Origin of the sequence: Marinobacter sp. UBA3607 (assembly GCF_002375525.1) — a bacterium.
GTDB classification, from domain to species: Bacteria; Pseudomonadota; Gammaproteobacteria; order Pseudomonadales; family Oleiphilaceae; genus Marinobacter; species Marinobacter vinifirmus.
This window is the reverse complement of record NZ_DFLY01000017.1, coordinates 1-12,131: the sequence shown is the minus strand read 5'-3', so window position 1 is coordinate 12,131 and position 12,131 is coordinate 1. Positions and strand designations below refer to the sequence as shown.

Here is a 12,131-nt window from a genome sequence, read left to right as displayed (position 1 = left end):
TATGTGAACGCGACCGAGCAGCCCTGGGCTCCCCATTACCGCATGTATGATTACGTTGTGAAGGAGTTACCGCAGTTGGTGGAAAGCGAACTGCCGTTGAGTGGTGAGCGGGCTGTCAGCGGGCACTCCATGGGCGGCCACGGTGCGCTGATTTGCGCCCTGAAGAATCCGGGTTTCTACAAATCCGTGTCGGCGTTCGCGCCCATTGCCAACCCGATGGCCTGCCCCTGGGGCCAGAAAGCCTTTACCGGTTACCTGGGGTCAGACCAGGGCCGCTGGGAAGAGTGGGATGCCACCCGGTTGATTCCGGGGGCTGAGGAGCGCTTGCCCCTGTTGATTGACCAGGGCACCGCCGATGAATTCCTGGTGCAGCAGCTGAATCCGGAAGCGCTGGCGGATGCCTGCGAGAGGCACCATCACCACATCAATCTGCGCATGCACCGGGGCTACGACCACAGCTACTTCTTCATTGCCTCGTTCATTGATGACCACCTGAACCACCACGCCCGGGCATTGGGCCTGGTGGCCTGACGCATCAGGCCTGCGGTTGCATATTGGCGTGGTATTTGAACGCCTGCCGGATATGCTCCCGCAGCTGTTTTTCGTCCCAGGGCTTGGTCAGGAACTTGTAGATTGCGCCCTGGTTGATGGCCTCGGTCACGGATTTCAGGTCGGTGTAGCCGGACAGCACAATGCGCACGGTGTGCGGATGAATGGCTTTCACCTGGCTGAGAAACTCGGTGCCGGACATTTCCGGCATGCGCTGGTCTGAAATGATCACCTGTACTTCGTTTTCCGCCAGCAGGGTGAAAGCTTCGCTGATGCTGGTGGATGACAGAATCCGGTAGCCATCCCGGCGCAGGGTCCGGGTCAGGGCCTTGATGATGTTCACCTCATCGTCCAGCAGCAGGACGGTTTTCTGCTCTTCCTCTGCATTATCACTGCCGCCGGCCCCGCGATGTCCGTGCAGGTTCATATATTCGGTCAGCTGCTCGAACGGCATGGGCCGCGAGAAGGCATAGCCCTGCAGCAGGTCACACTGGTTGCGGCGCAGGAAGTTGGCCTGGGCCTCGGTTTCCACCCCTTCGGCCACCACTTCCAGCGACAGGTGGTGGGCCATGGAAATGACTCCCCGGGTGATGGCGGCATCACTCCGGTTCTTGATGACTTCCTTGATGAACGAGTTGTCGATCTTGATCCGGTTGGCCGGCATCTGCTTGATGTAGGTCAGGCTCGAAAAACCGGTGCCGAAATCATCAATCGATATCTGTACACCCAGCTCCCGGAGTTTGTGGAGTGTGTCGACCACCTGGCTGGTGTCATTGATGACCGCAGACTCCACCATCTCCAGGTCCAGCGCCTGGGCTGGCAGGCCAGATTCGCCCAGGGCCCGTTTGACCGTCGCCAGAAAATCGGTTTTCCGGATCTGTACCGGCGAGATATTCACACCCACCGAACAGTCCCGGAAGCCGGCGGCATGGAGTTTGACCATATCCCGACAAGCCTGGTCCAGCACCCATTCACCCAGGGCAATAATTTGCCCGGTTTCCTCCGCCAGCGGTACGAAGTCTGCCGGCGATACCAGGCCAAGCTCTGGGTGTTCCCAGCGCACCAGCGCTTCCACCGAGCGGGCCTGGCCGGTGCGGGAGTCGATCATCGGTTGGTAGTAGAGCGTCAGGGCCTGGTTGTCGATCGCGTCCTGCAGCTGGTTGCGCAGCTTGACCCGGTAGCTGGCCTGGGAGTTCATGGCTTCTTCAAACCACTGCCAGGTGTTGCGGCCCAGTTGCTTGGCCTGGTACATGGCCAGGTCCGCCTGCTGGATCAGTTCCGCTGAACTGCTGATGTTGCCGTCGGTTTCGGTCATGCCGATGCTGGCGGTCAGGTGCAGGGTAACGTCGCCAATCCGGTAAGGGTTGGCCAGGGTGCTCATCACCTGTTCCACCACCAGCTGGGCATCGCTGCCGTGGGTCAACCCCGACAGCGCCACGACAAATTCGTCGCCACTGACCCGCGCCACGGTGTCGCCGGAGCGCACCAGTTCTTTCAGGCGGCGGGCCACTTCGATCAGGATCTGGTCGCCGGTGCGGTGGCCGAGGGAATCATTGATCAGCTTGAAGCCGTCCAGGTCAATGAACAGTACACCCACATGGCGGTTGTAGCGCCGGGCAAACTGGCAGGCCTGGGTCAGTCGGTCTTCCAGCAGGGTGCGGTTGGGCAGCTGGGTGAGCACATCGTGGCTGGAGTTGTAGGCCAGCTGGTGTTCGATGGATTTGCGCTCGGAAATGTCGTTCTGTACGCCCACGTAATGGGTGATTTCATTGCGCTCATTGCGAATCGGCGACAGGTACAGGTCGTTCCAGAACGGAGTGCCGTCTTTGCGGTAGTTGCGCAGCATAACCGACACTTCTTCGCCATCGGCCAGGCCCCGGTGGATGGTCTCCAGCGCCTGCATGTTGCTGTCATCGGGTGGATCCCCCTGCAGGAACCGGCAGTTGCGGCCCAGTACTTCGGCGGCGGTGTAGCCGGTGATGCGCTCGAAGGTGGGGTTTACGTACACCAGTGGCATGTCGTCGGCACGGGCATCGGCCACCACCATGCCGTTGGAGCTGGTTTCAATGCAGCGTTGCAGTAGTTTCAGCTGCCGGGTGTTTTCGATCTGGGCGGTTTTGTCGGTCAGGGTGAACAGGGCCAGTTCGTGGTGGCCAATGGTGATGTTCTGGCTGGCCACTTCCACAATCAGCTTTCGGCCATCTCTGGTGCGGTGGCATTCCAGCCCGGCCCCCGCTTGCAGCACTGTGCCGTCGCCATCCGGCTCGCCGGTCAGGGATTTATCGGCCAGGTCGGCAATGTTCAGGCCTGCAACTTCCTCCGGCACCACGCCATAGAGCGTGCGTGCCGCTTCGTTCATGGCATTCATGCGGCCGCTGCCCGGCGCTGCGAGGCACATGGGCGTGGGGTTATTCTCGAACAGCAGCCGGTACTGGGCTTCGCTGCTGGCCAGGTCTTCGGTGGCGACAGCACGGTCGATGGCATAGCGAATGCTGCGCAACAGGGCGTGGCCATCGATACGGCCCTTGACCAGGTAATCGGCGGCCCCCAGTTCCACGGCCCGGGCATCCAGCTCTTCATCGCCCTGGCCGGTCAGCAGGATAAACGGGGTGGTGATGCCTTCGTTCTTCGCCTGCTGGATCAGGTCAAGGCCGGAATCCGGCCCCAGGCGCAGGTCAACCAGCGCCACATCAAAGCTTTCCCGGTGCAGGGCGGCCAGGCCATCGTCCAGGCAGTTGTGCCAGGTCAGCCGGGTTTTGCCCGGGCTGGCTTCAGCCAGCAGGTCTTCGGTGATCAGGTAGTCGTCTTCGTCGTCCTCGATCAGCAATACGCGCAACATCGGGTCGGTCATGGCGATTCCCACCAGGTTTCCAGGGCTTTTACGATTTCGATCAGTTCGGTGTAACTGGACGGCTTAACCAGATAGTCGTTGGCCCCCTGGGCCAGGCAGAAGGCCCGGTCTTCATCGTTTCTGGATGTGGTCAGGATGACCGTTGGCAGCTGTTGCAGGGCGGGTTCCGAGCGGATTTCCACCAGCGATTGCCGGCCGTCTTTCAGGGGCATGTTCAGGTCGAGCAGCAACAGGTCCGGCAGTGGCCCGGGGCCTTCTTCACCAAGCAACAGCGCCATCAGCTCCACGCCGTCGGAGACAAACCGCAACTGGCAGTGCTCGCAGGTTTCCTCGAAGGCATCCTGCAGCATCAGCTGGTCGTCCGGATCGTCTTCAGCGATCAGGATCACCGGCGGGCGGTTGTCACTGGTCATATCAGGCCGCTCCCTGACCGGTGCGCAAGCGGATACGGAAGGTGGTGCCGGTGCCGGGCTGGCTGTTCAGGCTGACCGATGCTCCGTGGCGATCGAGGATTTTCTTCACAATCGCCATACCGATTCCGGTGCCCGGGTAGCCTTCTTTCTGGTGCAACCGCTGGAACGGGTGGAACAGTTTTTCTGCATAGCGTTCGTCGAAGCCGATGCCGTTGTCGCTGACCACCAGGGTCCAGGCATCGTTCGTGATGTCCTCGGCCCGCACCTGAACCACCGGAGGTCGGTCCGGTGCGTGGAACTTGATGGCGTTACTGAGCAGGTTTTGCAACACCTGCCGCAACTGCATGGCGTCGCCCCAGGTTGCCGGCAGTGTTTCGGCGTCTACCTTGCCCTGGGCCCGGCCGATGCTGGTTTCCATATCCACCAGCACTTCGCTTAGGATTTCGTTGGTGTTGCAGGCCACCATGGGCTTGGCCCGGGTGGTTACCCGCGAATAGGACAGCAGGTCTTCAATCAGTGCCTGCATGCGCCCGGCAGCCGACTGCATGCGCCGCAGATAGTCTTTTTCCCGCTCGCCCAGCTCTTCGGAACGGGCAATCAGGCGGTCCGAGAATGCCTGTATCTTGCGCAGGGGTTCCTGCAGGTCGTGGGAGGCCACGAAGGCGAAGTCCTGCAGCTCCCGGTTGCTGCGCTCCAGTTCCTTCATGGTTTCTTCCAGCTGTTCCATGGCCTTGCGCAGGGCCGTGGTGTCACGGGCCACCACGTAGATCAGGTCGTCGGCACTGAGAATTGCGTTGATGTCGACCCAGTGGATGCCGCCCTGCCGGTTGAGGATACGAACCTCCAGGTCTTTGATTTCCGCGCCTTCGCCCAGGGCCCATACGGCTTCCTGGACCGCTTCCCGGTCGTCCGCGTGGACCAGGTCCAGGTAGGAGGTGCCCAGCAATTCATCCCGGGTGTAGCCCAGGGTGTCGACGAAGTGGGCGTTCAGCTCGAAGAAATAACTGTTCAGGTCGATGATGCAGAACATGTCGGGTGACAGCGAGAAGAACTGTTCCCGTTCCTGGGTGAGGATTTCTGCCACCAGTTCGTTGCTGATGTCCCGGCCTACGCAGAACAGGATCTGGTCTTCCGGAGACCACTCGGCAATCCAGGCAATCGTGATGACCTGGCCGTTGCGGTGGTTCAGCCGGGCCCGGAACTCGATGGCTTTGTCGTGTTCGCCAGAGATCAGCCTGGCCATTTCATCTTCGGTGCTGGCCCGGTCTTCCGGCACCAGTAGCTGGCGGTAGGGCTGGCCCTGAAGCTCTTCGGGGCGGTAGCCAAGAATGGTGAGACAGGCCGGGCTGATCTGCAAAAAGGTCCCATCGGCACTGATGGAGCAGAGAATATCCCGGGAGAACTCCAGGAAGCGCTCGTTGATGTAGCGCAGCGCCCGTTCCTGCTCCAGGTGGTAGTTGAGGGTGTTATTGAGCTCTTCCAGCGACGCCGAACGCTGCCGGGCCTGGTTCCAGAACCGGTAGCTGGCAATGGCCAGGGCCACCACCAGTATCGACGCGCTGACGATGAGCAGAATCAGCCAGGGGCTGAAGCCGGAGGAAACCGCCATTCAGTCGGAGGACCCCGCATCGTCGTCCAGCAGTACCGAACCATCGGCATCCCGGCGCACCCGGGTAATGCCGGGGTTGTCGGCCTCCAGGCGCAGCAGCTCTTCTTCCCGGGCCTTGATCATGGCCCGCTGGGCGTCGTTTTCCTTGCGCAGGCGCTGGTTTTCTTTTTGCAGACTATAGAGTTCTACCGCGGAACTGATCGCAGCGACCACTTCATGGTCGTCCCAGGGCTTGGTCAGGTAGCGGAAGATTTCCGCCTGGTTGATGGCCTTGACCATGGATTCGCTGTCGCCATGGCCACTGAGTACCAGGCGGATGGCGCCCGGTTGCTTCTGCTTGGCAAATTTCAGGTAGGTGACACCATCGGCCATGGGCATCTTGTAGTCTGACAGGATGACCGCGTACTCGTGTTGCAGAAGGGCTTCGAGGGCTTCTTCAACATCGCTGAAGGCGTCGACCTGCCAGTCCTGCCGGCGCAACAAGCGGCGCAAGCTGTTGAGGACGTTCGGCTCGTCGTCGACCAGCTGGATTCTGATCATGCAGGGTTCTCCGTATCCTGGTTCTGCTGTGTGTGCTGGAGCGGTTCCGGTTGTGTTACCGGTAGTGTAATCCGGAATCGGGTGCCCTGCCCGGGCTCGCTGTGTACCTCGATCTCGCCATTGTGCTTCTTGATGATGTTGAAGGACAGCGACAGCCCCAACCCCGTGCCCTTGCCGATGCCCTTGGTGGTGAAGAACGGCTCGAAAATGCGGTTCAGGTGCTCGCTGGCAATACCCTTTCCGGTGTCTTCCACTTCCAGGGTAACGCTATCACCCTGGTGCCGGGTACGGATGGTGATCTTGCCAAAATCCTCGATGGCGTGGGCCGCGTTCACCAGCAGGTTCATGATCACCTGGTTGATCTGGGAGGCAATACACTCCACGTGGGGCAGCTCTCCGAAATCCCGGACAACCTCGGCTTTGTATTTGAGCTCGTTGTTCACCACGTTCAGGGTGGTTTCAATACCCCGGTGCAGGTCGGCCTGCTTGAACTCCTCTTCCTCGATGTGGGAGAAGTCCTTCATCGCCGAGATGATGGTTTTTACCCGTTCGATACCCTCGCGGGATTCGCTCAGCAGGTCTTTCAGGTCTTCCCGCAGGTAGTTGTAATCGATGTTGTGGCGGATCTGGCGCAGATCCTCCAGCGATGCCGCGGTGTCTATGGCATCGGTCAGCCGGAACAGGTCGTTCAGGTAGTTTTCCAGGGTTTGCAGGTTGGAATAGACGTAGCCCACCGGGTTGTTGATCTCGTGGGCAACCCCCGCGGCCAGCTGGCCGATGGCCGCCAGCTTTTCCGATTGCAGCAGTTGTTTGTTGGCCTGCTCCAGTCGGGCATTGAGTGCGTCCTGGCCGGTGTCGGTGGGTTCCTTGTCGGTCATTTGGGTGCCTGCCTGCGGGTTGGTTGGATAAACAATATCTGGATTGCATCCAGTATAGATTCACTGCCCCGGTTTTTGCGTAACGTTTGGTTTCCGGAGTTCACGCCAAGTTATTAATTCTTCGTGAGATACGTGGTTGTTCGGGTAGAAATTTGTTAAGAATCGTTGTCGCGCGGCGACCGCTCAATTAGCTTGCGCTATTCTTGACTCCCAAATAAGACTTTTGCCGGATCCGGTTCCGCATGCTGCATCGTTTGAAGAACGATTTTCGCCTGTCCATCATTACCCTGCTCGGCGCCAGTGCCGTGCTGGGGATTACGCCGTTTGCCGTGCTTCGGTTCCTGCAGGGCAACACCATGGCGGGCCTGCTCGATACGGTGATCCTTACGGGTATTTCCTTCGGAGTGATTTACAGCTGGCTGACCGGCAACACCCGGGTGGGCGGCATGGTGCTGGCCCTGGTGGCCTGCGGCGGTGCGGTATCGGTTGGCTATGTGGTGGGCGAGCCGGGCCTGTTCTGGTTGTATCCCTGCCTGGTGACCACCTTCTTCCTGGTGGCACCGAAGATTGCCATTGTGCTGAACATTGCCTCGGTGCTGGTACTGATGTCGTTCGGGGAGGCCTTCAGTTCCCAGGTGCAGATGTGGTCCTTTGCCTCCACCGCAGTTGTCGTCAGTGCCTGTGCCTATGTGTTCGCTTACCGGAACAAGAACCAGCGGGTGCGCCTGGAACACCTGGCCACCATTGATCCCCTCACCGGGGTGAAAAACCGGCGTTCGATGGACGAAGCGCTGGACCTGGCGGCTGCCAACGCCGAGCAGACCGGGCAGTCCTATGCGCTGGTGCTGCTGGACCTGGATCATTTCAAAACCATCAACGACGACTATGGCCACGGTGTCGGCGACAGTGTGCTGACCGAGCTGGTGGCGCTGATTGAACACAATACCCGCAAGTCAGACCAGTTGTTCCGCTATGGCGGCGAGGAGTTCGTCCTGCTGCTGCCGGGTGTGGATGGCGTGGGGCTGCAGTCGGTGATGACCAACCTGCAGCAATTGTTGCGCCGGCGGCTGAAGCACCCGGGCGGGGCGGTTACGGCTTCCTTCGGTGTGGCACTGCTGGGCCATGGCGAAAGTGTGGCCAGCTGGTTGCGGCGTGCCGACAACGCCTTGTATGAAGCCAAGGAATCCGGCCGTGACCGGATTGTCTATGCAGACGCGCTGGCTCAGGCCGGTTCCGGTGCCGGCCGGTACCGGAACAGCCGCCAGCCCAGCAGCAAGCTGGCGGAGGTCAGCCCCGCGGTTAATCCCACCCAGAATCCGGCCGCTCCCAGCGCCGGCAGCAATGCGTCTGTAAAGGTCAGAAAGTAACCCAGCGGCAAGCCGATTCCCCAGAACGAGAACAGCATGATAAACATGGGGATGCGGGTGTCCTTGTAACCCCTGAGTGCGCTGATGCAGGTGACCTGGATGACGTCCGCAATCTGGAACATGGCGGCAAAGGTCAGCAACCGGACAGTGACCGCCTGTACCTCGGCATCACTGGAATACAGCGCTGCAATCGGCCCGGAAAACACATACAGGGCGCTGGCGAAGATCAGGGCGATGGCCGAGGCCAGGATCAGCGAGCTTCGGGAAATCAGCCGGGCGGTGTCCGGGGCCCGGGCGCCGATCAGAAAGCTGACTCGCAGGGTCAGCGCCATTCCGATACTCAGCGGCAGCATGAACAACAGCGACACCACGTTCAGGGCAATCTGGTGCCCTGCCACCACCACCGGCCCCAGCGGAGCCAGGAACAGCGCAATAACCGAAAACATGCTGGCTTCTACGAAAATGGTAAAGCCGATTGGCACGCCAATGCGCAGAATGTAACGGATGCCCTGCCAGTTCGGTTTCACCCAGTCTGCCAGTATATGGAAGGCCCGGAAGGTCTTGCTGTAGTTCAGGTACACCAGCAGGGCGATGGCCGCCGTTCCGTTCGACAAGGAGGTGGCCCAGCCACAACCCACGCCCCCCATGGCCGGCAGGCCGAGCTTTCCGTAGATGAAAATGTAGTTCAGGGGCAGGTTGATCAGGGTACTGAGCACCGAAAATGCCATGATCACCCGGGTGTGCCCGAGCCCGTCCGTCAGGCCTCGCAGGGCGTTCATCAGCAGCATGGCGGGAATGCCCCAGGCGAAGGCATCCAGGTAGCCCTGGGTTATGCCGGCAGTGGTGGGCTCCATCTTCAGCATCGACAGCACCGGCTGTACGTTGGTCAGCAACAGCACCATCACTACGGTGCCGGCCAGGGCAATGTACAGTCCCTGCCAGGTAGCCGGCATGATCTTGCCGGTGGTGCGGGCACCGTTGTAGCCGGAAATGATCGGTTGCAGCGCGCCGAGCAGGCCCATGAAAAACAGGAACAGCGGCATCCACAGGCTGCTGCCGATGCCGACACCGGCCAGGTCTTCGGCACTGGCGTGGCCGGCCATCACGGTATCGATGACACCATTGGCCATCTGGGCCAGCTGGGCAATCAGGATGGGGCCGCCCAGAATGGCCAGGGTTTTCCATTCAGTAAGGGTGCGGCTGACCAGTGGTTGCCGGGTTTCTGGTAACGGTTGGTGGTTTTCGTCCATGGTGTTCCGGGTTTCTGTGCAGAGCGTATAGGGGGCCTTGGGCCGGCTGAAGATCATACCCTATCGCCGGTGTTGGTTCTTATAGGGACAAGCACGCCTTCAGAAACTGCAATTGCCGGAAGAAATCAGTAAAGTAGCAGCCCGGATTTTTGCAGGTGGCGCGCGATGAAACTGTTGGTTCTGGTTACGATTCTCTGGGCGTTCTCGTTCAGCCTGATTGGTGAATTCCTGGCTGGCCGGGTAGACAGCGACTTTGCGGTGCTCAGCCGGGTGTTGCTGGCCGCCCTGGTGTTCCTGCCCCTGACCCGCTGGCGCGGTGTTCCCGGAGGCATGAAGCTGGGCATCATGGCCACCGGTATGCTGCAGTTCGGTATCACCTACCTGTGCCTGTACCGCTCGTTCAGTTACCTGACGGTGCCGGAAGTGCTGTTGTTCACCATCTTCACTCCGCTGTATGTCACCCTGCTGGACGATGCCATGTACCGCCGGTTTTCCCCGGTGGCCCTGCTGGCTGCGGCCATCGCCACCCTGGGCGCCGGCATTATCCGCTACGACGGCCTGAGCGAAGACTACATCACAGGTTTCTTGTTGTTGCAGGTGGCCAATTTCACCTTTGCCGCCGGCCAGGTGGGCTACAAACACGTGATGCAGCGTTACCCGCTGGAGCTGCCGGGCTATCGCACTTTCGGTTATTTCTTCTTTGGCGCGCTGGTCATCGCCCTGCCGTCGTTCCTGGTGTTCGGTAATCCGGACAAGCTGCCGGCTACCGGCTTGCAGTGGGGCATTCTGGCCTGGCTTGGCCTGGCGGCTTCCGGTCTGGGGCTGTATTTGTGGAACCGGGGCGGTTGCCAGGTGGATGCCGGCACCCTGGCGATCATGAACAATGCCCTGGTGCCGGCCGGCTTGCTGGTTAACCTGTTGATCTGGAACCGGGATGCGGACCTCGGGCGGCTTGCGCTCGGCGGCCTGGTGATTGCGTTCTCGCTGTGGGTGAACAACCGGTTTCGGCGGCAGGCCCTGGCCTGATCCCCTGGCCGGGGGCCGGCCGTAAACAACTGAACAACATTTCAACACTGGCATCATTTGGCCAGTGCTGGCAGAATCCGGCCCCAATTGCCCCAGCACTCAGGCTCGGCGCACTCACAATCCGTAATTTCCTAAAGCCAAAAGCACAGGAAGAAAACTCATGACTCAGTCCAACTCCGCAGCTGACAGCGGTACCGGGGCTCGCGGACTCTGGTCTTCCAGACTCGCGTTTATTCTGGCAGCAACCGGTTCTGCTGTCGGCCTTGGTAACGTGTGGAAGTTTCCCTACGTAACCGGTGAAAACGGCGGCGGCGCGTTCGTTCTCGTGTACCTGCTCTGTATCTTCATCATCGGTATTCCCATCATGATGGCCGAGGTGTTTATCGGCCGGAATGGTCGCCACAACCCGATCACCAGTTTCCGGCTGGTGGCAGAGCGCAACCTGGCGTCTCCGGGTTGGCGTATTTCTGCCATCATCGGTATGTTCGCGGCCTTTATTATTCTGTCGTTCTACTCCGTCATCGGCGGCTGGGCGGCTTCCTACATCGGCCACGCGGCCATGGGTGACTTCACCGGTGGTACGGCTGACTCGGTAGGCGCCTTGTTCGGTGATTTGCTGAGTAACCCCGGCCTGTTGCTGTTCTGGCACACCGTCTTTATGGCGCTGGTTATCCTGGTGGTAGCCCGTGGCCTGAAGGGTGGCCTTGAGCGTGCTGCGACCATCCTGATGCCGGCACTGTTGGTGTTGCTGCTGGTAGTGGTGGGCTATGCCACCACCACCGGTCATTTCGGCGAAGCGGTCAGCTTCCTGTTCACCCCGGATTTCAGCGCCCTGACTATTGACGGCGTCCTGGTTGCCCTGGGCCATGCGTTCTTCACCCTGAGCCTGGGTATGGCCATCATGATGGCCTACGGCTCCTATCTCGGTAACGATGTGAAGATTGGCCGCACGGCTGTCAGTGTTGCCATCCTGGATACCGTGGTTGCCTTGCTGGCGGGCCTGGCCATTTTCCCGGTGGTATTCGCCAACGGCCTGGAAGCCGGTGCCGGCCCCGGCCTGATCTTCCAGACCCTGCCGCTGGCTTTCGGTAACATGCCCATGGGCAGCCTGTTTGGTGCGCTGTTCTTTATCCTGTTGCTGTTTGCTGCCTGGACCTCCGGTATTTCCCTGCTGGAGCCGGTGGTTGAGTGGGTTGAAGAGAAAACCAGCCTGGGCCGCACCGGCAGTGCCATTGTCGCCGGCGGTGCTTGCTGGGCGCTGGGTATTGCCTCGATCCTGTCACTGAACGTGTGGTCCGGTGTGACCCCGCTGGGCATGTTCGCAGCCTTTGAAGGCAAGACCATCTTCGACCTGCTGGACTACTTTACTGCCAATATCATGCTGCCGCTGTCCGGTATGCTGACGGCCGTGTTTGTGGGCTGGTTCGTGGCGAAGGAGTCTCTGAAGAGCGACCTGGCCATGGAGGGTGGTGCCTTTGCCCTGTGGCACAACCTGCTGCGCTACGTGACTCCGGTAGCCGTGGCGATTGTGTTTGTCTACAACCTGATTGGTTGATCCGGCGCGGCCGTTCTGGCCGCTGTCACACCATAAAAAAACCGGCGCTGGAAACAGTGCCGGTTTTTTTAGGTTCATCGCGCTTTACCGGGA

General features: G+C 60.3%; 9 protein-coding genes and 1 pseudogene. 4 read left to right on the top strand and 6 right to left on the bottom strand.

Features of this window, described 5'->3' with window-relative positions:
* A partial coding sequence (locus tag B2589_RS06265; RefSeq protein WP_286815966.1) for an alpha/beta hydrolase-fold protein occupies positions 1 to 531 on the top strand: 531 nt, incomplete at its 5' end.
* A 4-nt stretch (positions 532 to 535) separates the two neighbouring features.
* Here the strand turns inward: B2589_RS06265 and B2589_RS06260 are convergent.
* Genes B2589_RS06260 through B2589_RS06240 form a run of 5 tightly spaced genes read right to left on the bottom strand, consistent with a single transcriptional unit; the run spans position 536 to position 6,840 of the window.
* The gene (locus tag B2589_RS06260) at positions 536 to 3,400 is read right to left on the bottom strand and encodes an EAL domain-containing protein (RefSeq protein WP_286815965.1); all 2,865 of its coding nucleotides are present in this window, start codon (positions 3,398 to 3,400) and stop codon (positions 536 to 538) included.
* Positions 3,397 to 3,813 (bottom strand): response regulator, encoded by a 417-nt coding sequence (locus tag B2589_RS06255; protein ID WP_094624409.1) that lies wholly within the window; start codon positions 3,811 to 3,813, stop codon positions 3,397 to 3,399. The genes B2589_RS06260 and B2589_RS06255 overlap by 4 nt, the downstream gene beginning before the upstream one ends.
* Before the next feature lies 1 nt (position 3,814).
* Complete coding sequence (locus B2589_RS06250) at positions 3,815 to 5,422, bottom strand: sensor histidine kinase (protein ID WP_286815964.1); 1,608 nt, start codon at positions 5,420 to 5,422, stop codon at positions 3,815 to 3,817.
* A complete protein-coding gene (locus B2589_RS06245; protein WP_286815963.1) occupies positions 5,423 to 5,962 on the bottom strand; it encodes a response regulator in 540 nt (179 codons plus the stop codon).
* Complete coding sequence (locus B2589_RS06240) at positions 5,959 to 6,840, bottom strand: ATP-binding protein (RefSeq protein WP_058342291.1); 882 nt, start codon at positions 6,838 to 6,840, stop codon at positions 5,959 to 5,961. The genes B2589_RS06245 and B2589_RS06240 overlap by 4 nt, the downstream gene beginning before the upstream one ends.
* A 242-nt stretch (positions 6,841 to 7,082) precedes the next feature.
* On the opposite strand from B2589_RS06240, the pseudogene B2589_RS14315 reads away from it, so the two are divergent.
* Positions 7,083 to 7,991: pseudogene (locus B2589_RS14315) on the top strand (GGDEF domain-containing protein); the annotation flags it as partial.
* Positions 7,992 to 8,062: 71 nt separating this feature from the next.
* Here B2589_RS14315 and B2589_RS06230 read toward each other — a convergent pair.
* Positions 8,063 to 9,457, bottom strand: coding sequence for an MATE family efflux transporter (locus B2589_RS06230; protein WP_058342476.1), 1,395 nt, complete (start codon positions 9,455 to 9,457; stop codon positions 8,063 to 8,065).
* Positions 9,458 to 9,622: 165 nt separating this feature from the next.
* Between B2589_RS06230 and B2589_RS06225 the strand changes: the two genes are divergently transcribed.
* Together B2589_RS06225 and B2589_RS06220 are read left to right on the top strand one after the other, a co-directional pair.
* Positions 9,623 to 10,483, top strand: coding sequence for a carboxylate/amino acid/amine transporter (locus B2589_RS06225; RefSeq protein ID WP_094624411.1), 861 nt, complete (start codon positions 9,623 to 9,625; stop codon positions 10,481 to 10,483).
* Between the two features lie 160 nt (positions 10,484 to 10,643).
* Positions 10,644 to 12,038: a sodium-dependent transporter gene (locus B2589_RS06220; protein WP_286815962.1), complete on the top strand. Its 1,395-nt coding sequence runs from the start codon at positions 10,644 to 10,646 to the stop codon at positions 12,036 to 12,038.
* Positions 12,039 to 12,131 lie beyond the last annotated feature (93 nt).

Coding starts and splice junctions, on each gene's coding strand:
- B2589_RS06220 (WP_286815962.1), top strand. CDS start 10,644: ATGACTCAGTCCAACTCCGCAGCTGACAGCGGTACCGGGGCTCGCGGA.
- B2589_RS06240 (WP_058342291.1), bottom strand. CDS start 6,840: ATGACCGACAAGGAACCCACCGACACCGGCCAGGACGCACTCAATGCC.
- B2589_RS06225 (WP_094624411.1), top strand. CDS start 9,623: ATGAAACTGTTGGTTCTGGTTACGATTCTCTGGGCGTTCTCGTTCAGC.
- B2589_RS06230 (WP_058342476.1), bottom strand. CDS start 9,457: ATGGACGAAAACCACCAACCGTTACCAGAAACCCGGCAACCACTGGTC.
- B2589_RS06255 (WP_094624409.1), bottom strand. CDS start 3,813: ATGACCAGTGACAACCGCCCGCCGGTGATCCTGATCGCTGAAGACGAT.
- B2589_RS06260 (WP_286815965.1), bottom strand. CDS start 3,400: ATGACCGACCCGATGTTGCGCGTATTGCTGATCGAGGACGACGAAGAC.
- B2589_RS06250 (WP_286815964.1), bottom strand. CDS start 5,422: ATGGCGGTTTCCTCCGGCTTCAGCCCCTGGCTGATTCTGCTCATCGTC.
- B2589_RS06245 (WP_286815963.1), bottom strand. CDS start 5,962: ATGATCAGAATCCAGCTGGTCGACGACGAGCCGAACGTCCTCAACAGC.